Source organism: Mesorhizobium sp. M1307 (genome assembly GCF_040318155.1).
GTDB lineage: Bacteria > Pseudomonadota > Alphaproteobacteria > Rhizobiales > Rhizobiaceae > Mesorhizobium.
Map to the genome: position 1 here is coordinate 1 of NZ_JAMYLR010000002.1, position 26,354 is coordinate 26,354.

At 61.7% G+C, this 26,354-nt stretch carries 24 protein-coding genes and 1 pseudogene; 17 read left to right on the forward strand and 8 right to left on the reverse strand.

Annotated features, from left to right (window positions below):
* The first annotated feature begins 871 nt into the window (after window positions 1-871).
* Entirely contained in the window at window positions 872-1,408 is a 537-nt protein-coding gene (locus NKH16_RS04105; RefSeq protein ID WP_352663153.1) for an ankyrin repeat domain-containing protein, read from the forward strand.
* 27 nt (window positions 1,409-1,435) lie between these two features.
* Complete coding sequence (locus NKH16_RS04110) at window positions 1,436-1,948, forward strand: YHS domain-containing (seleno)protein (protein WP_352741920.1); 513 nt, start codon at window positions 1,436-1,438, stop codon at window positions 1,946-1,948.
* A 42-nt stretch (window positions 1,949-1,990) separates the two neighbouring features.
* On the opposite strand, the gene NKH16_RS04115 is transcribed toward NKH16_RS04110, so the two are convergent.
* Both NKH16_RS04115 and NKH16_RS04120 read right to left on the reverse strand, forming a co-directional pair.
* The gene (locus tag NKH16_RS04115; RefSeq protein WP_352741921.1) at window positions 1,991-4,210 is read right to left on the reverse strand and encodes an adenylate/guanylate cyclase domain-containing protein; all 2,220 of its coding nucleotides are present in this window, start codon (window positions 4,208-4,210) and stop codon (window positions 1,991-1,993) included.
* Between the two features lie 694 nt (window positions 4,211-4,904).
* Complete coding sequence (locus NKH16_RS04120) at window positions 4,905-5,114, reverse strand: hypothetical protein (protein ID WP_352741922.1); 210 nt, start codon at window positions 5,112-5,114, stop codon at window positions 4,905-4,907.
* A gap of 209 nt (window positions 5,115-5,323) precedes the next feature.
* Between NKH16_RS04120 and NKH16_RS04125 the strand changes: the two genes are divergently transcribed.
* Genes NKH16_RS04125 through NKH16_RS04155 form a run of 7 tightly spaced genes read left to right on the forward strand, consistent with a single transcriptional unit; the run spans window position 5,324 to window position 12,801 of the window.
* The gene (locus tag NKH16_RS04125; protein ID WP_352742228.1) at window positions 5,324-5,638 is read left to right on the forward strand and encodes a helix-turn-helix domain-containing protein; all 315 of its coding nucleotides are present in this window, start codon (window positions 5,324-5,326) and stop codon (window positions 5,636-5,638) included.
* Complete coding sequence (gene hyfB / locus NKH16_RS04130; protein WP_502894905.1) at window positions 5,635-7,656, forward strand: hydrogenase 4 subunit B; 2,022 nt, start codon at window positions 5,635-5,637, stop codon at window positions 7,654-7,656. The genes NKH16_RS04125 and hyfB overlap by 4 nt, the downstream gene beginning before the upstream one ends.
* Window positions 7,647-8,603, forward strand: coding sequence for a respiratory chain complex I subunit 1 family protein (locus NKH16_RS04135; RefSeq protein WP_023675520.1), 957 nt, complete (start codon window positions 7,647-7,649; stop codon window positions 8,601-8,603). Before hyfB ends, NKH16_RS04135 begins: the two co-directional genes overlap by 10 nt.
* Window positions 8,603-9,265: a hydrogenase-4 component E gene (locus NKH16_RS04140; RefSeq protein WP_023675519.1), complete on the forward strand. Its 663-nt coding sequence runs from the start codon at window positions 8,603-8,605 to the stop codon at window positions 9,263-9,265. The genes NKH16_RS04135 and NKH16_RS04140 overlap by 1 nt, the downstream gene beginning before the upstream one ends.
* A complete protein-coding gene (locus NKH16_RS04145) occupies window positions 9,262-10,713 on the forward strand; it encodes a hydrogenase 4 subunit F (RefSeq protein WP_352452925.1) in 1,452 nt (483 codons plus the stop codon). The genes NKH16_RS04140 and NKH16_RS04145 overlap by 4 nt, the downstream gene beginning before the upstream one ends.
* A gap of 18 nt (window positions 10,714-10,731) precedes the next feature.
* Window positions 10,732-12,249, forward strand: coding sequence for a hydrogenase large subunit (locus tag NKH16_RS04150; RefSeq protein ID WP_352741924.1), 1,518 nt, complete (start codon window positions 10,732-10,734; stop codon window positions 12,247-12,249).
* Window positions 12,250-12,261: 12 nt separating this feature from the next.
* On the forward strand, window positions 12,262-12,801 hold the full coding sequence (locus tag NKH16_RS04155) for an NADH-quinone oxidoreductase subunit B family protein (protein WP_352452927.1): 540 nt from the start codon (window positions 12,262-12,264) through the stop codon (window positions 12,799-12,801).
* Here the strand turns inward: NKH16_RS04155 and NKH16_RS04160 are convergent, their stop codons facing one another.
* The 6 genes and pseudogenes from NKH16_RS04160 to NKH16_RS04185 all read right to left on the reverse strand — a co-directional run.
* Window positions 12,802-13,335, reverse strand: a complete 534-nt coding sequence (locus NKH16_RS04160; RefSeq protein WP_352741925.1) for a hypothetical protein — start codon at window positions 13,333-13,335, stop codon at window positions 12,802-12,804.
* A gap of 232 nt (window positions 13,336-13,567) precedes the next feature.
* Complete coding sequence (locus tag NKH16_RS04165) at window positions 13,568-14,872, reverse strand: NAD(P)/FAD-dependent oxidoreductase (RefSeq protein ID WP_352898452.1); 1,305 nt, start codon at window positions 14,870-14,872, stop codon at window positions 13,568-13,570.
* Window positions 14,872-16,257, reverse strand: coding sequence for a glutamine synthetase family protein (locus NKH16_RS04170; protein WP_352898454.1), 1,386 nt, complete (start codon window positions 16,255-16,257; stop codon window positions 14,872-14,874). The genes NKH16_RS04165 and NKH16_RS04170 overlap by 1 nt, the downstream gene beginning before the upstream one ends.
* Window positions 16,250-17,545, reverse strand: coding sequence for a glycosyltransferase (locus NKH16_RS04175; protein ID WP_352452939.1), 1,296 nt, complete (start codon window positions 17,543-17,545; stop codon window positions 16,250-16,252). Before NKH16_RS04175 ends, NKH16_RS04170 begins: the two co-directional genes overlap by 8 nt.
* A 5-nt stretch (window positions 17,546-17,550) precedes the next feature.
* Complete coding sequence (locus NKH16_RS04180) at window positions 17,551-18,273, reverse strand: GntR family transcriptional regulator (protein ID WP_352742232.1); 723 nt, start codon at window positions 18,271-18,273, stop codon at window positions 17,551-17,553.
* 63 nt (window positions 18,274-18,336) lie between these two features.
* A pseudogene (locus NKH16_RS04185) lies at window positions 18,337-18,501 on the reverse strand (GntR family transcriptional regulator); the annotation flags it as partial.
* 219 nt (window positions 18,502-18,720) lie between these two features.
* Between NKH16_RS04185 and NKH16_RS04190 the strand changes: the two are divergent.
* The 8 genes from NKH16_RS04190 to NKH16_RS04225 all read left to right on the forward strand — a co-directional run bounded on the left by NKH16_RS04190 (window position 18,721) and on the right by NKH16_RS04225 (window position 26,265).
* Complete coding sequence (locus NKH16_RS04190; protein WP_352741931.1) at window positions 18,721-19,785, forward strand: polyamine ABC transporter substrate-binding protein; 1,065 nt, start codon at window positions 18,721-18,723, stop codon at window positions 19,783-19,785.
* Window positions 19,786-19,891: 106 nt separating this feature from the next.
* Window positions 19,892-20,734 (forward strand): ABC transporter permease, encoded by an 843-nt coding sequence (locus NKH16_RS04195; protein ID WP_352742234.1) that lies wholly within the window; start codon window positions 19,892-19,894, stop codon window positions 20,732-20,734.
* Window positions 20,727-21,521 carry an ABC transporter permease gene (locus NKH16_RS04200; protein WP_352741933.1) on the forward strand — a complete coding sequence of 265 codons (795 nt, stop codon included), beginning with the start codon at window positions 20,727-20,729 and terminating at the stop codon, window positions 21,519-21,521. Before NKH16_RS04195 ends, NKH16_RS04200 begins: the two co-directional genes overlap by 8 nt.
* On the forward strand, window positions 21,518-22,591 hold the full coding sequence (locus NKH16_RS04205; RefSeq protein ID WP_352741935.1) for an ABC transporter ATP-binding protein: 1,074 nt from the start codon (window positions 21,518-21,520) through the stop codon (window positions 22,589-22,591). The genes NKH16_RS04200 and NKH16_RS04205 overlap by 4 nt, the downstream gene beginning before the upstream one ends.
* Window positions 22,592-22,608: 17 nt before the next feature.
* Window positions 22,609-23,883, forward strand: coding sequence for a glycosyltransferase (locus NKH16_RS04210; protein WP_352539292.1), 1,275 nt, complete (start codon window positions 22,609-22,611; stop codon window positions 23,881-23,883).
* A complete protein-coding gene (locus tag NKH16_RS04215) occupies window positions 23,880-24,227 on the forward strand; it encodes a cupin domain-containing protein (protein WP_352539293.1) in 348 nt (115 codons plus the stop codon). The genes NKH16_RS04210 and NKH16_RS04215 overlap by 4 nt, the downstream gene beginning before the upstream one ends.
* 23 nt (window positions 24,228-24,250) lie before the next feature.
* Window positions 24,251-24,595 (forward strand): cupin domain-containing protein, encoded by a 345-nt coding sequence (locus tag NKH16_RS04220; RefSeq protein WP_352452935.1) that lies wholly within the window; start codon window positions 24,251-24,253, stop codon window positions 24,593-24,595.
* A gap of 161 nt (window positions 24,596-24,756) precedes the next feature.
* Window positions 24,757-26,265, forward strand: a complete 1,509-nt coding sequence (locus tag NKH16_RS04225) for an aldehyde dehydrogenase family protein (protein WP_352741937.1) — start codon at window positions 24,757-24,759, stop codon at window positions 26,263-26,265.
* The last annotated feature ends 89 nt before the right edge of the window (window positions 26,266-26,354 follow it).

The window sequence follows — 26,354 nt, forward strand, 5'->3', positions numbered from 1 at the left end:
CCGCCGCAAGCGGGATCATGGAACAGGTGCATGCGCCCTGACCGAATATAAGGTGGACTGGGTTCGTTCGCGAACCGCGTCACGCAAACGGACCCATCGAATGGATCTACGGATTGCCGCGGAGGTACATGACAATGTCGACGTGACGCCGTTTGTAGTTGACCATCCCATATAAGAGTTTCGGGCGCCGGCAGGCGTACGAAGCTCTTCACGGAAGGGTAACTAAAGGCGCATAAGCGGACATTGCCTGGGTTAGGCGGCGCCCGGGTTTGACCCATTCCAGACATTCGGCCCCCTTTTTCGCGAAGGAGGGTCAATTCGACATCGCCTTTTTCTACGGAAAACACAGGTTCTCCCCAAGCGACGCTGCCAGCGCGCCCATCAAGAAGCTGACACTAAACTTCGCGCCTACGCACAAGCGCAAGGCTGGTGGGCTGCCCTTTTAAAGGATGAACCTCGTTCCACTCTAAATCGCCGTCATCGGCGTCCTAATGCTCGCCACGCCGTCTGGCGCTTCCGGCAGCACGATATGATCGGCATGGCCGCCTGCCTGCTGATGGCCATTCTAGCGGTCGTGGTGCTGGTGCCCGGATAACCCGCTGCCGGGGGTGACACAGGGCGCCTCGCGCGACTTCGACTCGCGCATAACCCGGACACCCTATGGCTCCGCTGCGCCAAATGTATTAGACTGATCTCATACACGTCCATCCGCGGGCGAGCGCGCCCGGAGGGTTAGACGATGACGGTCTACAGGCGATTGTTGCTGCCGAGGGCCTTCCCGATCAGGGTCAGGCTTTTCGAAACCGGTTGGCTTCGGCTTGTCAGTCGGGCTCTGGTCGTTGCTTTCCTTTCTTGTTTTGCCGTCGGTGCGGTGACGGCCGGGCCGCTCAACGACGCTGCTCGGGAGGGCGACGCCGGAAAGGTTGCCGAACTCCTGGCACAAGGCGCCAATGTGAACGATCGCGACGAGAGCCGTCAGACCCCGCTGATCGATGCGGCGCTTGCCGGCAAGACCGAGGTCGCCATTGCGTTGATCGGGGCCAAGGCGGACATCGAAGCCCGCAACGATCGCGGCTTCACCGCGCTACATGCGGCAGCCTACTCAGGAAGCCTGGACATCGCAAAATTGCTGCTCGACCACGGGGCCGAGGTCGACGCGTTGAGCACGCACAAGATCACGCCGCTGCATGTGGCAGCAGAAGAGAACCAGACGGCCATCGCGGAGCTGTTGATCTCGCACGGCGCACAGGTCGAGGCAATCCAGGAATACGGGTACACGCCTCTCAGCCGCGCGACATTCTATCAGAGCACCGACGTGATGGTTTTGCTCAAGAAGCACGGCGCGAAGTGCCAACCCAAGGAAACGATGGGGTCGTCGTACAAGGTGTGCATCGCCCTCGGCAACTGACATCGAGAAAGGCTACTGGAGGAGAACATGACAGAGAACCGTTCCAGAACGTTTGACAGTTTGCTTTGCGCGGGAGTAGCCGCCGCCTCCCTCCTCCTCTTCGGCACCGGTGGATCCCACGCCGGCGACGGAGTGAACACCGGATACTTCGGCAATGTCGCCATCCTGGGTTATGATCCGGTAGCATATTTCACCGACGGTCGCGCGACGATGGGTTCGCCCAAGATCTCGAGGAAGTGGCTCGGGGCGACGTGGTACTTCGCCAGCGTCCAACACCGGGATGCCTTTGTTTCCGAGCCGGTGCGCTATGCCCCTCAGTTCGGCGGCTTCTGCACCGGGGGAATGTCAGTTAAGGAGGCATCCGCGAACCTTGACCCGAAAGCCTTCCGCATCGTCAATGGCAAGCTCTTCCTGTTCTCCGGAAAGGAGGGCCTGGAGGAAGACTTCGATGCCAACCCGGCGCCTGTCATTGCGAAAGCGGAAGCCGAATGGCCCGCAGTGGAGGCGAAGGAATTCGAGGCTAGAGCGGCCGCCAACTAGCTCCGGCGCGATGTCGTGAGCCCGCAAGTTGAATGGCGCCCGTCACGGAGACACCGAGAAATACCAGACTGTGACGGAGTCCGGCCAAGCGTACTCGTCCTGCGTATCGCTGCTCCCTAGGGGATTGCGATAGACCGGGGCGCAGAACTTGCGGCCGAGCAAGGTCGCGGTGGATTGCGTGCAGAAGAGGTCGCCATCCACGCTGGACGTGCCGGTGATGATGCTGCTTTGCGAGCTCAGTGCGACATCTCCATTTGCGCTCAGCTCCATGACGAAGGCTGCGCCATTGTGTTGATGTCCTACCCATGTCCGATCGCCCGTTAGGGCTCGGATCGCGGCGGCGCCCAGGCGGTCCTCCTCCCGCCCGCGAAAATCGAAGCTCCGCTCGGGAATCCCCGCGGCGCGAAGGGCGCCCAGCCGGTGATCGAGGTCCTCTTGCCGCCGATGGTGGGCGTAAACGACACGATAACCAGCGAGGTTCTGTTCGGGTATCTCTTTCAGGATTGCTGCAGCCGCATCGTGCGCCTCGGCCATGCGGCCAAGCCGCGCATTTGCCATGGCCAGCGTTTCGAGACCAAGGTCGCTGCGCTCTCCCGGCTGGACCTTGCTCAGCGCCTGCAAAGCCTTCTCGTACTGATGGTTCATGTAGAGCACGAAGCCGTAATAGTCGAAGACCTGAGCGCGCGGCTTGGGATCGAGCCGCAACACGCGTTCCATCGCTGCCAGCGCCTCCAGGTTCTGTCCTGCGTAGGTCAGCACGATCGCCCGATTGAGCTCCGCCTCCGCGCCGTTCGGGTCCAGCGCGACGGCTTTCTGGACCGACGCGATCGCCTGGTCCCATTCGCCGTCCAGCATCTGCAGGATGCCGAGCACGGCATAGGCGCGCGCAGATTGCGGATTGAGCTCCAGCGCCCGCCCTGCCGCTTCGTAGGAGCGCTGGCGAGCGACGGCGCTGAGCATGAGCACCTGGTAGTCGAAGCCGAGCACGTCCACCGTGGCGCGGGCATAGCCCGAGTAAGCATCTGCAAACGTAGGATCGAGCTTGATCGCCTTTTGATACAGGGACAGGGTCTCTCCGAGAGACCTGTTGTCGACCACATAAACCTTCTGCTCGGCTCGGGTGTAGAAATCGTATGCCTCCAGGCTTCGCGTGGGGAGGCGAGCAATCTGCGCTCGTTCGCCTTCCGTCAGACGCACCGAAAGTGCCTCAACGATACGCCCGATCACTTCGTCTTGAAGTGCAAATATCCTGGAGTAGTCGCGGTCGTATCGCTCGGCCCAGATGTTGCTCCCCGTTTGGGCATCGATGAGCTGGACATTGATGCGGACTAGATCTTCCTCCCGCCGGACGCTGCCCTCGACCACGTAACGGACGTTCAACTGCGCCGCGATCTCGTCGACGTCGAGGGATCGATCCTTGAAGGAGAACGCGGAGTTGCGTGCGATGACGAGGAGCCCCGAGATCTTCGAGAGATCGGTGATGAGATCGTCTGCGAGCCCTTCCGCAAAATAATCCTGGCCTGCCTTCTCGCTAAGATCGGTAAACGGTAGCACGGCGATGGAGGGCTTGCCGACCGACGAACCGACCGGGGTGGAACCGTGACCGGCCAGCAGGGCAATCGCTTGCGGCCAGAGAATCACCGCAATCCCCGCTATCAGAGCCAGAACGAGTACCGTGGCGCCGATCACAGGCCATTGCCGAGAGCGCGACTTATTGGCTCCTGCGGTCTGTTCCAGCAGAACCCGATAGGCGCGGACCCGCTCTGGAATGTTCTTGAGACGCTGTTCGCCGAGTGACTTGAAGGTCAGGCCGAGCTTGTTGTGAGCCTGATCGTAGGCCGTTCCCGAGATGACGATGCCGCCAGGATCGCTCAGTCCTTCCAGCCGGGCCGCGATGTTGACGCCGTCGCCGTAGAAGTCGTCCTTGTCGGGGATCACGTCACCAAGGTTGATGCCGATGCGGAACACGATCCGGGTATCTTCGGGAAGACCGAGGTTCTGCTGCGCGGTGACCCGTTGGATTTCAACGGCGCATGCTACGGCATCGACGACGCTCTCGAACGCGACCAAAGCGCCGTCGCCCATGAGCTTGACGATGCGGCCATGGTAGCCCTCGATCGCGGGTTCGATGAATTCGCGCCGGAGCGCCTTGAGCCGCGAGAGTGTGCCCGTCTCGTCCAGCCCCATCAGCCGGCTGTACCCCACCACGTCGGCGGCGAGGATAGCGACCAGCTTCCGTTCGAGATGTTGAACCTGTTCCACTGGGCAGAATTATAAGGAAAGCCCAATGGCAAGACCATACACACTTAGCAGCCAACACCCGTTTCTCCGATGAGGTACGTTACAAAATCGGCTACGGGCGTTCGCCTTGAATTCCGAAAAGGTGATGTTCGACGGAATGTCGGCTCATGGTGCAACCGCGACCTACGTATTCGCCGACGTCAGACTTTCGGGCGACGGCAAAGCTTGCCCCTACGGCCGACATCAGGCGCAAACGCGACTGGCCACGGTCTGTCTGCTTGCAGGAAGAGCAAAACTGATCCCGACGGCCGATATAGGGCGCAAAGCTGCCGTTCGCGTCGTGGAAAACGTACGTCGCCTTCGGGTCGGACTTCCGTTCCCCAGCGGTCGTTCCAGCACCGAGACAGGTCCCTCACGCCCAAAACCGTAGAAAATATCGCAGGGGTTCCGAATGGGGTAAAAGGCGGTAGCGCTCTCCCGCTACCAAATTCTAAAGAAAAATCAGATACATAGAGATGTACCGGTGCCAGTCGTCTCATTGTAGCGGGTCGCGCGATTTTGCAATTTTGACACCCGGTTTTGCAGCAGGGCGCTTCTCTCAAGACAGGGCGATCCGATAGCTGCGAGGGCCATGACCTTTCGGTGCTCTAGATTGCCCTCCCGTACAAGCCTCGAGACAACATCCCATCGAAGCGGTGGCTCTCCTACGCTTTCTTCAGAAATTCCGTCCGGCGTTGAGGAGATCGGCGAGTTTCTCGGGATCGTGCTGGTTCATTCCAACGATGGTTCGGCTGCCCATCTCGGCGGGCCGCCCGGTACGAGCATCATTGACGGTCCAGGTGCCGGTCGGATCCTGAAAAGGTCTGTAGCCCGCGGCGGCTCCAATCGAGTGGCCGGCCGAGATAAGGCCCATTGCGAGCGCCATCACGCGCAATCCGAGATGGCTGGCGACAAGACTGGCCGTGACGGGAATGGTCGCATGGCTTTGGTTCGAGGCGCAGGACGTATCGCCAGGTTTTCTACAACTTCAAGACAGATGCGTCACGCATCATTAATTGAATGCGCCGCATTTTAATATATGCTGCAAGACGTAGAGATAATATCTCAAAGCTGATCAAGAAGGGGGATGCGACCGTGATAACTGCTCCACAGTTGCGTGCCGCGAGGGCGCTCCTTGGCATCGACCAGCGCAGGCTTGCCGAATTGTCCGGTCTTTCCGTGCCGACAATTCAACGCATGGAAGCCAGCGAGTCGATTATTCGGGGTAACGTCGATTCTCTCATGAAGCTGATCGGGGCACTTGACCTCGCCGGCGTGGAATTGATCGCTGAAGGCGCCTCCAGCCAAATCGGCGGGCGCGGCGTGCGACTGAAAGCGGATTTCGACCCCGCCAAAATTCTTGGCGGGGTCGATACGAATGCCAAACTCCCCGTGAGGAGCGTGGCGTGATTTCGGCGGCCGCGGTCCTCCTGTGGGGCGTTGCTGCGCTCCTGGGGACTGCGGTGCTTGCGATTGCGGAAAGCCGCAGATCGGACTCGGGAACACGCCTGATCTACGGCTTGACGCTAGGTATATCGGCGGCCGTGCTCATGGTTGTCGCGAGCCGCATCGCCGACAATCCCGTCACCCCGTCGACTGTGGTGTTGCCTCTTGGATTGCCATGGATTGGCGCTCATTTCCGTTTGGATGCGCTCTCGACTTTCTTCCTCATCGTCGTCAACTTCGGCGGCTCCATGGCCAGCCTTTATGGCCTCGGCTACGGCAGGCATGAGTCTGCGCCGCATCGGGTGCTGCCGTTCTTCCCGGCTTTCCTAGCCGGAATGAACCTTGTCGTGGTGGCCGACGACGCCTTCACTTTCCTGCTTTCCTGGGAATTCATGTCGCTCGCCTCCTGGGCGCTCGTCATGGCGCACCATCGCGAGCAGGACAATGCGCGGGCGGGCTACATCTATCTCGTGATGGCGAGCTTCGGCACACTCGCGCTGCTGCTTGCGTTCGGCCTGCTCGCCGGATCCGATGGAACCTACACATTCGACGCGATGCGAGCCGCCGACCCCACCCCGTTCGCCGCTGCTTTCGTCCTGGTTCTCATGCTGCTGGGCGCCGGCTCCAAGGCTGGACTTGTCCCGCTGCACGTTTGGCTGCCACTCGCTCATCCGGCCGCGCCAAGCCAAGTCTCGGCTCTCATGAGCGGCGTGATGACCAAGGTCGCAGTCTATGGCTTTATACGCGTTATTTTCGATCTGCTCGATGAGCCGGCATGGTGGTCGGGCGTTGCCGTGCTTTTCCTTGGCGGCCTGACGGCGGTTCTCGGCATCCTCTACGCGCTGATGGAAAAGGACCTGAAGCGACTGCTTGCCTATAGCACCATTGAAAACATCGGCGTCATCTTCGTAAGCCTTGGTCTCGCGCTCGCTTTCAAGGCGAACGCCATGCCATCGGCTGCAGCGCTGGCCCTCACCGCCGCGCTGTTCCACGTCCTCAACCATTCCTTTTTCAAGAGCCTGCTGTTTTTCGGCGCGGGCGCCGTGCTGACGGCAACCGGAGAGCGGGATATGGAGAAGCTGGGCGGTCTCATCCACCGCATGCCCTTTACAAGTTTTGCCTTTCTCGTCGGTTGCGTCGCGATCTCGGCACTTCCACCCTTCAACGGCTTCGTCTCCGAATGGCTGGCCTTTCAGGCCATATTGCAGAGCCCCGATCTGCCACAATGGGGACTTAAGGTCATGGTGCCCGCCGTTGGCGGTCTGCTGGCGCTGTCGGCGGCACTGGCCGCGGCCTGCTTCGTAAAGGCGTTCGGGATTACATTCCTCGGCCGGCCACGCTCGGCCGCGGTGGAACTGGCGCATGAGGTCGACCGCTACTCGCTGGCGGCAATGTTCATTCTCGCTGCCCTTTGTCTCCTGGCCGGCATTCTGCCCGGTCTTGTGATAGACGGCCTCTCATCGGTGACACTGCCACTGATCGGCAGCCGGATGCCTGTGCAGATGGCCCAGCCCTGGCTGTCTATCGTGCCGATTGCAGCGAGCCGCAGTTCCTACAACGGCCTGTTGGTGTTCCTGTTCATCGCCTTTTCCGCATCCGCTGCGGCATATGTGATCCATCGCTTTGCATCACATGCACTCCGTCGGGGTCCCGCCTGGGGTTGTGGCTTCCCGGATGTGGTCCCGAGCTCGCAGTACACGGCCGTCAGCTTCGCGCAGCCGATCCGCCGCGTCTTCGGCACGTTCGTATTCCGTGCAAGGGAAACCGTCGAAATGCCGGCACCTGGCGAGACCGGTCCGGCTCGTCTGAATGTCGAAATGCATGATGTGATCTGGGAGACGCTGTACCTGCCTATCGGCCGGGCCCTCGACTTTGCGACCGACCACCTCAACCATCTGCAGTTCCTGACGATCAGGCGCTACCTGACCCTCGTCTTTCTCTTTCTCATTGTCCTGCTCCTGGTGCTCGCACTATGGCCGTGATTCTCGAGTTGGCCGTTCAAGGCGCGCAGATGGCGCTGGTGCTTTTGCTGGCGCCGCTCCTGACCGGATTCGTGCGCAAGGTGAAGGCACGGCTCTTGCGCCGCCAGGGTCCTTCCCTGATCCAACCTTACCGCGATCTCTTGCGGCTGATGCGCAAGGAAGTCGTTCTGGCGGACAACGCATCCTGGCTGTTTCGCGTGACGCCCTATCTGATCTTTGCCACCACCTGGGTCGGCGCGGCGCTCATCCCGACATTCGCCGCCGGCCTCACATTCAGTTGGACCGCCGATCTCATAGCCATTGTCGCACTGCTGGGAAGCGCCCGGTTCTTCCTGGCGCTGGCAGGCATGGACGTCGGCACGAGCTTCGGCGGCATCGGCTCGAGCCGCGAGGTGATGATCGCTTCGCTGGCCGAACCCGCCATGCTGCTCATCGTGTTCAGCCTGGCGCTCGTCGCGGGTGCTACGCAACTCTCAACGGTCGCCGCCTTCATGGGGTCACCGGAGGTTGGCTTGCGGGTGTCGCTCGGGATGTCGCTCATCGCCCTCGTGATGGTGGCGATCGCCGAAAACGCCCGCATACCCGTGGACAACCCATCGACCCATCTGGAACTCACCATGGTTCATGAGGCGATGGTGCTGGAATATTCCGGTCGCCATCTGGCGATGATCGAGTTTGCCGCCTTCCTCAAGCTTCTGCTCTATGTGTCGCTGATTTCCTGCGTCTTCCTACCTTGGGGACTGGCGAGCGCCGGGGCAGGACTGGAATCCCTTGCTCCGGGTGTCGTCGCCTATGTCGGCAAGCTTGCCGTCTGTGGCGTTCTCCTCGCCGTGTTTGAGACTGCCATCGCCAAGATGCGCGTCTTCCGCGTCCCGGATTTCCTCGGGGCAGCGCTGATGCTGGCCCTGCTCGGCACGCTCCTGCTGTTCGTCTCACGGAGCCTCTGATGAACGGCCTCACCTTCGACATCGCTCACCTGCTCGCCGGCGGCCTGGTGCTGGTCAGTTTCATGATGCTGTATCAGGATCGCCTCTTTGCTCTGATCAACGTTTTTGCGCTTCATGCAATCGTGCTGGCCCTGTCCGTAGCTTGGCAGGCATACATTCAGGACGCGCATCATCTCTACGTCACGGCGGCGATCGCCCTCGTCTTCAAGGCGATCGTCATTCCTGTCGGGCTTCATCGCATCATTCAGCGGCTCGGCATCCATCGTGACGTCGAGACCGCCGTCGGCATCGGTACGACGATGCTTGCGGGGATAGGCCTGGTGACCTTGTCCATGGTCCTGATGCTGCGCGTCACTCCCGAGGCTGATCCCCTCGCCCGCGAGGACCTGGCTTTCGCGCTGTCCATCATTTTGCTGGGGCTGCTGGTGATGGTCACCCGCCGCAACGCCGTCAGCCAAGTTGTCGGATTCATGTCGCTCGAGAACGGTCTGGTCCTCGCCGCCACGGGGGCCAAGGGCATGCCTCTGGTCGTCGAGATCAGTGTCGCCTTCTCGATCCTTATCGCCTTCATCGTCATCGGAGTCTTCCTGTTCCGCATTCGCGAGAGGTTCGACTCGGTGGATGTCGGCGCGCTCGACGACTACAGGGGAGAACACCGTTGACCGCGTTTTCCCTCGATGCGGTGGCCGCCATTTTGCTGATACCGGTCTTCGCGGCCGCACTTCTGGCGGCGCTGCCGAAATACCGGATATCGGCGGGCGTCAATGTCGCTGCGAGCTTGCTGACCTTGCTCGCCGCACTGTCCCTTCTTGTCACCGACCGCCCGCAGCCTGGGCAGTATCTGCTCGTCGACGATCTCAATATCGTCTTCATCGTGCTCAACACATTCGTCGGCTTCACCACCAGCGTCTTCAGCGCTTCCTACATTGCCCACGAACTGGAGAGCGGGCGGCTAACAGTCCCGAACTTGCGGTTTTATCACGCAATGTACCAGGTCATGATGTTCGGCATGAACCTGGCGTTCGTGTCGAACAATATTGGCTTGATGTGGGTGGCGGTGGAGCTTGCCACGCTGACCACCGTGCTCATGGTCGGCATCTACCGCACGCACGAAGCGCTGGAGGCCGCCTGGAAATATTTCATTCTGGGCAGCGTCGGCATCGCGCTCGCACTGTTCGGCACCATCCTCGTCTACATGGCTGCACAGCCGGTTGTTGGCGAGGGGACGAATGCGATGGTCTGGACGGTGCTCATCGCTAACGCCGCGCGCTTCGATCCGGCTCTGCTCAATGTCGCCTTCATCTTTCTGCTGCTCGGCTACGGGACGAAGGTCGGCCTTGCGCCCTTGCATGCCTGGCTGCCAGACGCGCATGCTGAGGGTCCAACGCCGATTTCCGCAGTGCTGTCGGGCTTGCTGTTAAACGTCGCACTCTATGCCGTGCTGCGCTTCAAGCTATTGCTCGCGGCAAGTCCGGAAGCGATCGCACCTGGGCCATTGATGATCACGATGGGACTGACGTCGCTTGTCTTCGCGGCCTTCATGCTCTACCGCCGCCGCGACATCAAACGCCTGTTCGCGTACTCCTCGATCGAGCACATGGGCATCATCGTGTTCGCCTTCGGCATAGGAGGCCCGCTCGCCAATTTTGCCGGGCTGCTGCACATGGTCATGCACAGCCTGACCAAGTCGGCGATCTTTTTCACGGTCGGCCACATTGCCCAGGTCAAGGGGACACAGAACATCGCCGAAATCCGGGGACTGACGGAAACACATCCTGCCCTTGGCTGGGCGCTCGTCATCGGCGTCGTTGCCATTGCCGGCCTCCCTCCGCTCGGTATCTTCATGAGCGAATTCCTGGTCGTGAGTTCGACATTTGCAAGACACCCTCTTTTGGCGATGCCCTTGGTTTTCGGGATTCTGCTCGCTTTCGGCGCCCTGCTGCTTCGACTGACCGGCGTCGCTTTCGGCGAACCGCGCGGCAGCACTGCACCCGCCGAGGCGTCCTACATTCCGATGTATTCCCACTTGGCGTTGGTGTTTGCCGCCGGCATCTATCTGCCGCCACCGCTGGTCACATGGTTCCAGCACGTCGCAAGTATCCTGGGGTGAGCAGAAGAGAGAAAGAGCATGCCCGCGCTGATCGACCTCATCCTTGCTGGCCAACGTGTCGAAAATCATTTCCCGTGGTCGCGCGCCGTGGTGACTCCGAAAAAATGGGGCTTTGCCGTCGAGCAACTGGCCGAGGGCCACTGGAGCTTGCTCGGCCTATGGGGTGAGCCAGGCGCCGTCCACATGGCACTTCTCGATGAAAGCGCCGGGGACATCGGCGTCGTCAGCCTGGAATGCCCCAGTGGCCGCTACCCATCGGTCGGCCGGCTGCATCCGCCCGCATTGCGGCTCGAACGTGCGGCTGCTGACCTGTTCGGGCTCCTGCCACAAGGCGCGCCTGATACGAGACGGTGGCTTGATCATGGCCATTGGGGTGTCAGCTATCCGTTGAGTACCCGCGTCAGGACGTCTGCTGCGACAGCCTTCCCGTACAGTTTCCTGCCTGCCGAGGGGGAGAGCCTGCATCAGATCCCGGTCGGGCCCGTGCATGCCGGCATCATCGAGCCGGGCCATTTCCGGTTCACGGCGAGCGGTGAAACGGTCGTCCGGCTGGAGCAGCGCCTCGGATACGCGCACAAAGGTATAGAAGGCCTGATGGCGGGGTCCGACATCGACCATGCGGCCAAATTGGCGGGCAGAACCTCTGGCGACAGTACCGTGGCATACTCCCTCGCTTTTGCCCGCGCCGTCGAGGCGGCGCTGGGTGTCCAGGTTCCCCCACGCGCGGTCTGGCTGCGAGCGCTCATGGCCGAGTTGGAGCGCCTGGCCAATCATCTGGGTGACATCGGCGCTATCTGCAATGATGCCGCCTTCGCGCTCATGCATGCCCACTGTGGGGTGCTGCGTGAGCGCGTATTGCGGGCAAGCGATGCTGCCTTCGGTCATCGTTTGATGCGCGACTGCATCGTGCCCGGAGGCGTGGCAAGCTTCCTGAGCGATGAGGGCACGACAGCGCTCAGGTCCCTGATCGCAGAGATCAGGCAGCGGTTTCCCGCGCTGGTCGAGCTCTACGACAACACGGCGTCGCTGCAGGATCGGACTGTCGCAACTGGCCGGCTGAAGGTGGAACTCGCTCGTCAATATCGCGCCGGAGGCTACGTTGGCCGGGCCTCCGGTCGGGACTTCGATGCCCGACGCAATCTCGCTTATCCACCCTATGGCGAACTCGCCTTCGATGTACCTCTCCTCCAGGAAGGCGATGTGAACGCCCGTGTATGGATTCGTATCCACGAGGTCGAACAGAGCCTGTCCCTGATCGAACAAGTCCTGCGACAGCTGCCAGACGGGCCGATCCGCGTCGATTTCGCGCAGACAAACCGATCGCATGAAGGCATGGCGCTCGTCGAAGGTTTCCGCGGCGATATTCTGGCCTGGCTGCGCATTGGCAAGGGCGGCTTGGTCGAGCGCTGTCACCTCCGTGATCCGTCATGGTTTCAATGGCCGCTCCTTGAAGCGGCGATCGAAGGAAACATCGTTGCCGACTTTCCGCTGTGCAACAAATCGTTCAACTGCTCTTATTCGGGCCATGATCTCTGAAGGCACGCTGTCATGCGCAAGCTTCTTTTTGAAAGCCTGATACGCCCCCCTCTCACCGAGCGTCCGCCGTTGGCAAGCAGCACGGCAGTCGACGAACTCGCACGCGCGCTCGATGGGGCTGCTCACAAACGATTGGGGCGAAGCCTGTCGATCCGGGCGGTCGATGCTGGTTCCTGCAACGGCTGCGAACTTGAGATGCACGCGCTGAACAACGCCTTCTATGACATCGAGCGTTTTGGGATCCGGTTCGTCGCATCACCGCGCCATGCCGATGTACTGCTCGTCACCGGGCCGGTCACAAAAAACATGCGCGAGGCATTGAAGCGGACCTACGACGCAACACCCAACCCAAAATGGGTGGTCGCACTGGGAGATTGCGCAGGCAATGGCGGCTGTTTCGCCGGCAGCTATGCGGTGGTGCGCGGAGTGTCCGAGGCCTTGCCTGTCGATCTGCACATTCCAGGTTGTCCGCCGCCGCCAATCGAAATTCTGAAAGGCCTGCTCGCCTTGCTTGAGGGCGTGAATTCCAAGACTGGTGCTGCCCGAAGGTGACTATGTAGAGGCTTTGCCAAGGTTGGCCTTGTCGCTGCATAGATCCAACCAATGCGTAGCCGTGAGTTTAAGGGCATCAGCCAACCTCTGTCCCAAAATTGGAAGGCGCTCGGCGGCGAGAACGGCTAAAACGCCTGCTTTTTCGCCGGCAGCCCAGCGCTTTCGATCGAAGGGGAACCCGTTCCCTAGTCCGAAATGGTTACTTGCGCTGCAGCTAATGTAGTTACAATCTTGTGCAGTCGGAAGCTGCATGGGCCGGCCAGGCGCGAATACCGCCTTCGCCGGCGTCTCAAGGCAGTCGACCACATTTTTGCGGTGCTCTAAGGGGGAAACAATGAGATTGACGATTGTTTGCGCGGCAATTGTGATGGCCGTATCCACCGCCGCCGTTGCGCACGAGAAAAAGAGAGTGGTCAGTACAGAAGTAACGTCGGCCGGCGCCGACCTGTCGGGCAGCACGATCAAGAAAAACAGGGAAACAAAATTGGATTGCAGTTCAACCGGAACTGTCTCCAGCGCGATTTCGAAAGACAAATCGGAGCCGCGCCTGGGCTATGAAACAGTTAATCCTGCAATCATATCGATCTATTAGCTGAGGAAATAGCAGGCAGGTCTATCGGCGCTCAGGCTTCGGGAGCAGGGCACGAACCGACTCGCGACCATTGCCTGCGGACCATATTCAAGCATCGATCAAGTCGGACGCCGCCGCGAAATCAGCCGTTAATCGCTTGGTGGCGGCGCTCGGCCTCATTGCGCATGCCTGCGCTCAATGTTTGATGCGGTCACGCATTGCGTACCAAAGCATGCCGAGCACATAGAGCGGGCCGCGCAGCGCCGTGCCGCCGGGGAACGGCAGCGGGCTTAGGGTCGAAAACAGATCGAGCCGCGAAGCATCACCGGTGAGCGCCTCAGCGAGCAGCTTGCCCGACAGCGTCGACAGGATCACCCCCTTGCCCGAATAGCCATGCGCAAAATAGACGTCGCCATAGCGACCGACATGCGGCAGGCGCGATGTCGTCACCGAGACCAGCCCGCCCCAGGCGTGATCGATGCGGCGGCCGCGCAATTGCGGAAAGGTGTTTTCCATGTGCGGCCGCACGAAGCCGGCAATGTCGGCGGGCGGCGACGGCGTATAGCGCTCGCCGCCGCCGAACAGCAGGCGTCCATCCGCCGATAGCCGGTAGTAATTGACGACGAAGCGCGTGTCGGAGACGGCCACATTGCTTGGGATGACGTCGCTCGTGTCGCCCAGCGGCTCGGTGGCGATGATGTAGTTGCCGACCGGCATGATGCGGCTGTTGACGCGCGGCTCAAGCCCGTGGAGCAGCGCATCGCCGGCCAGTACGACATGCCTGGCCCGGACCGAGCCTTTGGCCGTCGAAACCCGGGGGGAAGGTTCCCGCTCCAGCCGCAGCGCCACCGAATTCTCGTGGATGGTGACGTCCGCCGCAGCCGCGGCGCGAGCAAGACCGAGCGTGTAGTTCAGCGGATGCATATGGCCACCGAGCTTCTCGTACATCGCGCCGTGATAAGGTGTGTTCACCATTCCGCGCGCCTGCGCTGCCGACAGCATCTCGACATCATGAAAGTTCATCACCGTCGAAAGGCACTCGGCCTCTTCTTCGAGGTCGCGCAGGTCGGAACCGTTGACCGCACCGGCCAGATGGCCGGTGAGCCTGAGGTCGCAATCGATGGCATGGCGCTCGATCAGACCGAGCACGAGGGCCCGCGCCTCGAAGGCGAGATCGAACAGCGCCCTCCCCCGTTCCGGCCCATATAGCTTGACCAGCCCCTTGGCGCCCTTGCGCAGGCCGGGGATCATCTGGCCGCCATTGCGCCCCGATGCCCCCCAGCCGATCTTGCTGCCTTCGAGCAGCACCACCTTCAGGCCGCGTTCGGCTGCATGAAAGGCTGCGGAGAGGCCGGTACAGCCGCCGCCGACCACCACCAGATCGGCGTCGACGTCGCCCTGCAGCGCCGGATGGTCCGGAGCCGGATTGGCCGTCGCGACATAGTAGGATTTGCCGATATCCAGGCCGGAGTTGAAGCCCCCAGAATTGAAGCCCATCATCACACCTTGAGCAGCAGATGGTCGCGTTCCCAAGAGGTGACGACGCTCTGGAACAGGTCGAGCTCAACGCTCTTGACGCGCAAATAGGTCTGGAAGAATTCCTCGCCGAGCACCGCCCGAACCGGATCGCACGCAGCGAAGCGGTCGAGCGCCTCTTCCATGGTTTTGGGCAGCGTGCTCCTGCTGCGATAGGCATTGCCTGACGCTTCCGTCGAACGAGCGATCTTCTCCTCGACGCCGAGATAACCGCAAAGCAGCGAGCCGGCTATCGCCAGATAGGGATTGGCATCGGCGCCGGGCAGCCGATTTTCCACGCGCCGCGCGGTGCGCCCGCCGGCCGGCACACGCAGGCCGCAGGAGCGGTTGTCGTGCGACCACTCGATGTTGGCGGGTGCACTGTGGTTCGGCCGGATGCGGCGGAACGAATTCACGTTCGGCGCAAACAGCGGCATCACCTCGGGAATGTATTTCTGCAGGCCGCCGATGAAATGCCCGAACATCTCGGTGTCGGCGCCGTCACGCCCGGCAAACAGCGTGTTGCCCGCCTCGTCGACGACAGACATGTGGAGATGCATTGAGCTGCCGGCTTGTGCGGCTATCGGTTTGGCCATGAAGGTCGCCTGCATGCCACCTTCCTGCGCGGCCTGGCGCGTCATTCGCTTAAACAGCAATGCCTTGTCTGCCAGCGGTAGCGCGTCGCCATGCAGGAAATTGATCTCCAGTTGGGCCGTGCCCGATTCATGGATGAGCGTGTCGAGCGGCAGTCCGGCTGCCGCAGCATAGTCATAGAGGCGCCGGATCACCGGCTCGAATTGCTCCAGTGCCGCCATGTCATAGGGGTGCTGTACGCTTTCGGAGCGGCCATTGCGCCCGACCGGCGCCGTCACCGGCCTGTCGGGATCGGGATTGGGCGCGGTGAGATAAAATTCAAGCTCCGGCGCCACCACCGCCCGCCAGCCGCGCCGGCGATATAGATCGAGCACGGCCCGCAACACGTGCCGCGGCGAAGCCATCCACGGCCGGTCGTCCATGTGGAACGCATCGGCGAAGGCATAGGCCTTGCCTGGCCCGCCACCGGGCGCCAGACAGATTGTTGCGACATCCGGCACCATCCGCATGTCGGGGTCCTGGTAGGCGAACCCCTCGTCGACGGAACCGGAATAGCGGCCGTCGATGCTGACCAGGAACGCGCTGCTCGGCAGATAGAGTGCTCGGTCCTCGATCGCCTTGAGGAACTTGGCCGCTGGCAGGGCCTTGCCGCGCAGCACGCCGTTCATGTCGGGCACCAGGCACTCGACCTCGCTGACAGCGTGAGCGGCCAACCAGTCTTTCGGGTCGTTGGTGCCGTTCATGGTCGAGGCATCCGTTGTTGTGGTGTCAAGCATCAGGTCGGGTCCTTGCGAGAGCGAGAATGGCTTCGGCAGCCACGTCCGTTCCGGGTGTCAGCGCCATATGCACTGCATTCTCCCGGAGGCGTGCGCGCATTGCAGCATCGGCCATCAGGCCGAGAATGCTTCGCTCCAATTCGTCTTCCGTCCAGCCATCGCGGCTGATGTGGCGCCCGACGCCGGTTTCCTCGGCACGTTGCGCATTGTCATGCCCGTCCCAGCAATAGGGCATGACCAGCGACGGCACACCGAAACGCAGTGCTTCGCAAAAGCTGTTGTTGCCGCCATGATGAATGAAGAGGTCGCATTTCGCCACGACCGAAGGCTGTGGAAACCAGGCATCGAGATAGACATTGTCCGGAACGGCGCGATAGCTGTCGCGCAGACCTCCGGCATTGACAATGAAGCGGGCCGGCAGCCTGTCGAAAACGGCGAGCATGCGCTGGATCAGGCCGACATCCATGGCGCCAAGACTACCGAAACTGACATAAACCAGCGGTCCGCCATTGCGCGGAAAGACCGGCACGTCGAACGGCCCTTCCGAGCGGACGCAGCCTTCGAGATAGACGAAGCTGGCAGGGTCGAGCGGCTCGGCGCGCTGCCTTCGCACAATCGTTGGGGTCAGCAGCAGATTGAGGGCGGGCGAAGGTTCCAGAAAAAGACCCGTTGGCAAGGGCGCAAGACCGGCGTCGGTCCGAAGCCGATTGAAGCGGTCATGGGCCGGAGCGACCGCTGCCAGGTAGCGCGCCTCGAACACCGCGCGGCTCGGGTCGTCGGCGGCGAGACCGGACAGATAGGGTGGCACATTGGCATCGGGAAGCTCGGTTTCGGCGCAGGAGACGACGCGCACCCACGGGCAACCGGCTGTCGCCAATGCCGGGAACATGACGACGTTGTCGAGCACCACGGCGTCCGGCTTCAGCCGCGCCAGCAATTGGCGCAGCGGCGCCTCGGCGTTGACCGCAGTGTCTACGATTGCTTGCCAGGTCGGGGCAACGTAGGTTTCGAGCTGATCGATGGGGCTCAGCCTGAAATGCGGCAGATGACGGCGCACGAAGGCCTGCCAGTAGCTCTGGCGTTCGCTGTCGGTCAACGGATCGTCAGTCGGCAACTGGTATTCCTGAAAGCCATAGTCGGCGAACACGCCAGAAAAGCCGGCATGGCAGATGAACACCGGACGGGCGCCACGAGCGCGCAGGGCCTGCGCTATGCCAACGCAATTCAGCGCAGCACCGAAGCTCGCTTCCGGAAACAGTGCGATGGTCGGGCTGCCTTTGCGCATGATCCTCGTTATTCCGGCCGGCTGATCATGCCGAACAGCGCGGGCGCCCCGCGACTGGCCGCCTGCGGTCGCTGGCTGCGGGAAAGCCGCAGATGGACCCGAAGCAGATCGGCTGCAACCTCGTACTGCTGGCTCTCCAGATGGTCGAGTATGGTCAGATGCTCGCGCAATGATTGCTTCAGCCGGAAGACATTGACGCCGGCATACGTTCCCGGCAGCCGGCGCAGCCTGAGATGATCGGCCAACGCCTCGGCGACGAAGCGGTTGGCGGAGCCACCGGCGATCATTCCATGAAAATCGATGTCCAGCCGTTGGAACTCTCTGGAATCGAATGCCGCGTCGGGCAGAGCCAGCAGCATTTCCATGCCCTGTCGCAAGGCTGCCGCGCGCGTCCCATCCAGCCGGAACCCAGGCACCAGAAGCGCGGCGGGTTCCAGCAACAGCCGGAATTCATAGCTCTCCCCTTGTGCGCCAGGATCGTCCGGCACTCTCCTGAAAAGCCAGGACTGCCCCGGCGCGCGGTCCAGAAGATTTTCCTCGGCCAGTTTCTTCAGCGATTTTAGTACCGTCCTGCGCTCGGCATTATACCGTCGCATCAGCGCGCCGACGGTGACCGTCTGGTCCAGCCGGCGCGCCGAGCGGTCTCGCAGGATCATGTCGGCAAGTTCATCCTCCTCGGCGCTCGGCAGGTCGGCGGCGACGGTCGCCTGGCTTGTGAGGTCTACGGCCAAGCGATAGCCGGACTCAGCCTCCCATTGAACTACGCCTTTTTCAGTGAGCAGACGCAGCGCGGCCCGCACCGGAGTTCGGGATACATTGCAGAGCGAAGCGATCTGCTGCTCTGGGAGATGAGCGCCGGGTTCAAAGCCGCGTTTCCGGGCCACATCGAGAATGCGCTGTGCAAGGTCGAGATGGTTGGTGCGGGGACGTCGGGCTGCAACTTGCATGGTAATTCTCATGAAGGACTGGCGGCGCAGGTTTGGCCGATTGCCCTTGCGGATGCGATCGGCCGGGATTCACCGTAGTTTGACAAATTATGGATTGACGTACTTTTTTCTGCAATAGTACTGTGAGATCAATCGGCAATAAAAAGACTGGGGAACAGGATCAAAGCGGCTACGGCTGCAAGCGCTGGTCCGACGACTAAGTTCGATGATCAACCAGAATGGGAGTCTGTCATGACCACCACCACCCTGCGGCACCGTCCGTTAAGGAAATCCTTGATCGCACTTGGCCTTGGCCTGGCGCTGTCAGCGCCGGCGGCTGCCTCCGACCTCGTTATATCCAACTGGGACGGCTACATGGCGCCGGATGCCATGAAAGCTTTCAAGGCGGCGACCGGTGTCTCCGGTGAAGTCGTGGTTCACGCCACTAACGAGGAGATCATGGGCAAGCTCGTCGCGTCCGGCGGCAAGGGCTATGACGTGGTCTTCGTCTCCTCGCCCTTCGCCGAAGTGCTGAACAAGCTCGGCCTGATCGAGGCGATCGACCATGCCAAGATCCCTAACCTCGCCAATCTCTACTCCGAGGCGGCGAAGCTGCCGCACGACGCCGGCAACAATTTTTCCGTGCCCTACACTTGGGGCACCACCGGCCTTTGCTACCGTTCGGATCTGGTGAAGGCGGAGCCGGTGAGCTGGAACGACCTTCTCGCCCCGTCCGATGCGCTCAAGGGCAAGACGACGATGCTGGCGACCGACCGCTGGCTGCTTGCCGCCGGCCAACTCGCCAAGGGCTATTCGGTGAACGAGACCGATCCGGCAAAGCTCGGCGAAGTCAAGGACCTGCTAATCTCGGCCAAGAAGACCTTGCTGGCCTATGACGACACGACCTTTTATTCAAAGCTGGTCTCAGGCGAGGCGCTGATGGTTCAGGCCTGGGATGGCTGGTGCAATTACGGGATCGCCGAGAATCCACAAATTAAGTACACCATACCGAAAGAAGGCTCGGATCTCTGGGTCGATACGATGGTCGTGATGAAGGCATCGGCCAACAAGGACGCCGCCTTCCAGTTCATCAACTTCATGCTGGGCGCCAAGAACCACGCCTGGGCGGCCCAGAACATCGACTACAAGGTACCGAACAAGCCGGCTATGGAAAGCCTGCCGGCGGATTTTCTCGCCAAATTTCCCAATATGAGCATGCCGGTGGCAGAGTTGGTCAAGTTCGAGCAGTTGCGCGATGTCGGCGATGCCCAACGCGACTACTCGAAGATCGTCAGCGAAATCAAGGCCGCGCAATAACCGACATCAAAATCAGAGATCCCGGTCGACGGCGGGGCTTTTCGCCGCGACCGTTGAATGCGGTACCGCAATCTTGTCCCAAACAAGACTTCGCTCATCCTTGCTGATGACGCCGGCGCTGGCCTGGCTCACCGCCTTGATGGTCGTGCCATGCGCGCTGGTGCTGGCGCTCGCCTTCTTCCGGCGCGGCATCTATGGCGGCATCGATTACACTTTCACGCTGGAGAATTTCGGGCTGGTGTTCGACCCGCTCTATGCCGGCATCTTCCTCAATTCGGCGCGCATTGCCGGCACGGCAACCCTGGTCGCGGTGGTGATCGGTTATGCCGCCGCCTATGCGATCGCGGCAGCACCCCGGCAACTGCAGCCGGTGTTTCTGTTCTTTGCCGTCTTGCCCTTCTGGTCCAACTACCTGATCCGTACCTATGCCTGGATCGTGCTGCTCAACCGCGAAGGGCTGATTACACAACTGCTGCGCTGGTTCGGCTACACCGGCGAGCCGCCGTCGATGCTTTATACCGAAGGCGCCGTCATCGCCGGTCTGGTGTACAACTATCTGCCCTTCGTCATCCTGGCCTGCTACGCGCCGCTGTCGCGGCTCAATCCGGAGCTCGCAGAGGCCTCGCGCGATCTCGGCGCGTCGGCCGTGACCACATTTCGCCGGGTCATCCTGCCACTGACCGTGCCGGGTATCGCCGCCGGTGCTGTTTTCGTCTTCGTGCTGTCGATCGGCAATTTCGTGACCCCTGCTCTGCTCGGCGGTGGGCGCTTCCAGATGATCGGCAATGTCGTCTACGAGCAGTTCCTGACCGCCAATGACTGGCCCTTCGGTGCGGCACTGGCAATGGTGCTGATCGCCATCATGCTGCTGGTGCTGACGGCGCAGGCCCTGGCTGCTGATCGCGCCTCGGGCCGTACCGCGGAAGCGAGAGGAGGCGCCGATGGCTGAGCGCTCCCTCGCCACGAGGCGCGCGCTCTGGCTCGTGCTTTCACTGGTCCTGGCCTTCCTCTACATCCCGATCGCCGTGCTGGTGGCGCTGTCGTTCAACCAAGGCGGGCTCCCGACCGTCTGGTCGGGCTTTTCGCTGAAATGGTATGTCTTGCTAATCGGAAACGCCGCAATCCTTTCTGCCGCGCTCAACACACTGATCGTGGCACTTGTCTCGACCGCCATCGCCACGCTGCTCGGCACGCTGCTGGCGATCGGCGTCGAAATACGCCGGCAATACGGCAAAGGTCTCGAGGCGCTGATCTTTGCGCCGATGATCATTCCCGACATCGTGCTGGCGATCGCGCTGCTCAGCTTCTTCTCGATGCTTGATCTCACCTTGGGCCTGCACACCATCATCCTCGCCCATGTCGTCTTCAATCTCGCCTTCGTCTGCTCCGTGGTGCGCGCTCGGCTGAAAAGCTTCGACTGGTCGATCGTCGAGGCCTCTGCCGATCTCGGTGCTTCCGCGCTCACGACATTTCGGCGGGTGACGTTGCCGGTGATCCTGCCTGCCGTCGGCGCCGGCGCGCTGCTCGCCTTCACCCTTTCGGTCGACGAATTCATCATCGCCTTCTTCACCGCCGGCGCCGGCCGCGCCTCGACCACGCTGCCGATGCAGATCTATTCGATGATTCGCTTCGGCATCACGCCGGAGATCAATGCATTGGCGACTATCGTCATGGCGGTCTCAATCACCGCGCTGACCCTGTCGCAGCGGCTCAACCGTGGAGTGATCGGCCAATGAACGAGCCCCGCACGCTGCTGGCGATCGACAACGTGTCGAAGAAGTTCGGCCGGGTGACGGCGGTCGACGGCATTTCGCTGGATATCCGCGAGAACGAGTTCTTCGCCTTGCTTGGACCTTCGGGCTGCGGCAAGACAACGCTGCTGCGCATGTTGGCCGGCTTTGAGACGCCCAATGACGGGCGCATCCTGCTCGACGGCCGTGACATCGCCAGGACCCCGCCCAATAAGCGGCCGGTCAATCTGATGTTCCAGTCCTATGCGCTGTTTCCGCATATGAGCGTCAGGGCGAATGTTTCCTACGGCCTCGAAATGGAACGCTTGCCTGCAAAGGAAATCCGCTCCCGTGTCGACGCCATTTTGGCGACGACCGAACTCGTTGCCTTCGCCGACCGCAAGCCGGAGCAATTGTCTGGCGGGCAGAAGCAGCGCGTCGCGCTTGCCCGAGCGCTGGTCAAGCGACCACGGCTGCTTCTGCTCGACGAACCGCTTGGTGCACTCGACAAGAAATTGCGCGGGGCCATGCAACTGGAGCTGAAGCGGCTGCAGCACGAGGTCGGCATCACCTTCGTCATCGTCACCCATGATCAGGAGGAATCGCTCGTCATGGCCGACCGTATGGCAGTGCTCAGGGACGGCAAGCTGCTGCAATGCGATACACCCCATGCGGTCTACGAGCACCCGGGGGACCGTTTCGTCGCCGACTTCATCGGCGTCATGAATTTCGTACCGGGCAAAGCCGCCGGCGACGGCGTGCTGGCAAGCAACGGCGTGCGGATCGCCGGCGATGTTCCCGCAACAATTTCGCCCGGCGCTGCGGCGCTAGCTTCAGTGCGGCCCGAACGCATCCGGCTGTTCCCATCGGCAGAAACGGCCAACCGTATCTTCGGCGCGGTCGAGGCGCTGGCCTATCAGGGACTCGATCTGCAGCTGCACGTCCGCACCGCCCTGTCGCCAAAGCCGTTCCTGGTGCGCGTCACCGCCGACGCCGCCGACCGCCGCCCGGTCTCGTCGGGCGATACAGTCGAGCTCGGCTGGGATGCGGCTGACGTCAGAATTTTCGCAGATTGATCGAAGGAGAACCTCTCATGACGCAGAAGACGATCGCGTTCTTTCCGGAGGCCGCCTATGGCCCCGCGCTCAATTCCGTCGGCATAGCCCAGGCGATCGAGGCGCGCGGCCACAGAGCGGTGTTCCTGTCGGACCCCGGTTTCGTCGACGTCTACAAGGGCTACGGCTTCGAGGCTCATCCGGTGAACCTGTCCGAGCCGATGCCGCCGGAACAGATGGCCAAGTTCTGGGAAGACTTCATCAACGGCCACATCCCGAACTTCCGCAAATCGCCCTACGACCAGGTCGACAATTACGTGAAGGATTGCTGGACGGCGATCGTCGACAGCGCCAAATGGGCTGAGAAGGATCTGCCTGGCGTGCTTGCGACGATCAAGCCTGATGTCATCTGCGTCGACAACGTCATCCTGTTCCCGGCAATCAAGCAGTATGGCAAGCCCTGGGTGCGCGTCATCTCCTGCTCGGAAAACGAGATCGAGGACGAGGACATCCCGCCACATCTGTCCGGCTGCGGCGAGAACGACCACGCCTGCCATCGGCGTTACCGCGACCATTTCAACGCCGTCATCAAGCCGATCCATGACAACTTCAATGCGTTTTTGAAAGCGAACAACGAAGCGCCGTATCCGATCGGCCAGTTTTTCGAGGCCTCGCCGTACCTCAATCTGCTGCTTTATCCCGAGGCGGCGAAGTTCATGCGCCGCTATCCGCTCGACCCGGCAAAATTCCAATATCTGGAAGGCTGCGTGCGGCAGGAGAAGCCCTACACCGTGCCGGTTTTTGCGAAGAATAATGACGGGCCGCTGCTCTATGTTTCCTTCGGCAGCCTTGGCGCCGGCGATGTCGATCTGCTGAAGCGCATCGTCGCAACGTTGGGCAAGACGCGCTACCGGGCGCTGGTCAATGTCGGCGGCTACAAGGAGCAGTACGCGCAAGTGCCCGAAAACGTCATCGTCGAGAGCTGGTTCCCGCAGCCCTCGGTCATCCCGCAGGTCGATGCGGTGATCCATCATGGCGGCAACAACTCGTTCACGGAGTGCCTGTATTTCGGCAAGCCGGCGATCATCATGCCCTACGTCTGGGACGGCCACGACAATGCGACGCGGGTCGAGGAGACCGGCCACGGCTTCGGCATGCCGCGCTACGACTGGAGCGACGCCGAGCTCATCGCCAGGATCGAAACCTGCCTGACCGACCCGGCAATCAAGGCCAAGCTGGCCAAGACGTCGGCCCAGATGCAGTCGCAGAACGGCCCGGAGAAAGCGGCTGCTTTGCTGGAGAAATTGCTGTGATCTCAGCCCCACACCTCCAGCAAGCCTCGACCCGCACCGACCTCGTCGACTGGGGCACCCAGCCCGACGCGCTGGAAGGCGCTTCGCACTCCACCGGCAGGCTGGTGCACAAGGGGCCGAACAACCAGCCGGAATCCGGCATCTGGGTCTGCACACCCGGTCGCTGGCGGCTGGCGATTCCGCGCGACGAATTGTGCCATTTCGTTGCCGGCCGCGCGACCTACAGATCGGACGACGGCGAGGTGATCGAGGTATCCGCCGCCACGGTTGTCATGTTCCCGGCCGGTTGGACCGGCGAATGCACCGTCCACGAGACCATCCGCAACGTTTACATGCTGGCCTAAAGCCGGCCACTGGAGCTCCCGACATGCCGACACCGATCATGAAATCGCCGCTCGCCCTCACCGACCTGGTCGACTGGGGCGTCATCCCCACCCTGATCGAGGGCGAATCCCGCACTTCCGGCAAGCTGCTGCACAAGGGGCCGGAGGGCCGCTCCGAATGCGGACTGTGGGTCTGCACGCCGGGCAAATGGCGCTGCCACGTCACCCGCGACGAGTTCTGCCATTTCCTCGAGGGACGCTGCACCTATGTCCACGAATCCGGCGAGGTGATCGAGATCGAACCGGACACCGCAGCGTTCTTTCCGCAGGACTGGAAGGGCGTCTGCACCGTCCACGAGACCATCAAGAAAGTTTACATGATCCGCTGAACCTTCTCGATAATTCTACCCTACCGGACACCTGACGCCGTTTTCTCCGCTTCCGATGCTCACGGACTTTAATGTCCGCTCCGCTTCGGTTCTCGAAAACCACGCCGCCTGTCTCGGCAGGGTGAATTCTCAAAAAGTTTCCGTGCACACGGGAGGACAGAATGGACTTTTCACCTGACCGGCCGACCTTCTTCGTCAATCCGGATTATCGGCCAATGACCGGTGCGGCAAAACCGGTGATCGATCCGGCGACGCTCGAAACCGTCGGCGCGATCACCGCAGCCAGCAACGGCGAGATCGACGCCGTGCTCACCGCAGCGACCAAGGCGCAAACGGCCTGGAAAAAGCTCGACGCCAAGAGCCGTGCCCGGCATCTGCACGCCGTCGCGAACGCCATCGAAGCGGCCGACTTCACGCGCTGCGCCGAGCTGATGGTGCACGAGATGGGCAAACCCTATCCGGAGGCGATCGGCGAGATCGCCAATTGCGCGCCGATCTTCCGCTATTACGCCGAAATGGCGCGTGACGACGCCGGCAAGATCGCCGGCACGACGCAGGCCGGTTCGTTCCAGTATGCCCGCTACGAGCCCTACGGCACGTCGGTGCACATCATGCCTTACAATTTTCCGATCCTGTTGATGTGCTGGACCGTCGCCGCCTCGCTTGCCGCCGGCAATGCCTGCGTGATCAAGCCCGCCGAAGCGACAACATTGTCGACGCTGGATTATATAACCGTGTTTCGCTCCCTGCCGGAGGGCCTGGTTTCCTGCATGCCAGGCGGAGCAGCAACGGCGCAGGCGCTGATCGCCTCGGACCGCACGCATGCGGTTGCTTTCACCGGTTCGGTCGCCGCCGGCAAGGCTGTCGCCGTCGCATGTGCAGAGCGCATGAAGCCTTGCGTCATCGAGGCCGGCGGCAGCGATCCCCTGATCATCAGCCAACACGCCCCACTGGACGTGGCGGCTGCCGGCAGCGTCACGGCTGCCTTCCATCTCACTGGCCAGGTCTGCACTTCGGCCGAACGGTTCTTCGTGGTTGATGCCGTTCACGACCGCTTCGTCGATCTGTTTGCCGAGAAAACGCGCGCGCTGCGTATCGGCAACGGCCTCGACAAAACCGAGATCGGACCGCTGGTCAGCGAGGCCGCGCGTGCGAAGGTCATCCGGCTGGTCGACGATGCGATCCGCAGCGGTGCCAAAGCGATCACCGGCGGACGCATTCCGCCGGCACATAATGTAGGCTGGTTCTACGAGCCGACCATCCTGACCGGCATCACCGCCGATATGGCAATCGTGCGCGAAGAGTGTTTCGGGCCGGTCGCCGCAATCTGCCGGGTCAAGGATTTCAACGAGGCGATAGAGCTTGCCAACGACAGCCCCTTCGGTCTCGGCGCCTCGGTCTTCACCACCGATCTTGCCGAAGCGCATGAGGCCGCGGAGCGGCTCGAGGCCGGCATGGTCTGGGTCAACAATCCGCTGATAGACAATGACGCGTTGCCGTTCGGGGGCTGGAAGGCTTCGGGCCTCGGCCGCGAGCTCGGCCGCCAGGGTCTGGATGCATTCCGCCGCTCGAAGATGGTCATCATCGACCACAGACCGGAGATTCAGGGCTGGTGGTATCCCTATCCTGACAGCTGGTTCCGCGAGGCAGGCGGGCGCAAGCATGTTTGACACGACTATCTTCGGGCGTGCTGCTAGCTAATTGTTTAGGATATCCGTCTCCGCCGAATGCAGCCATATCGGGCGTGGCGCTGTAGCCG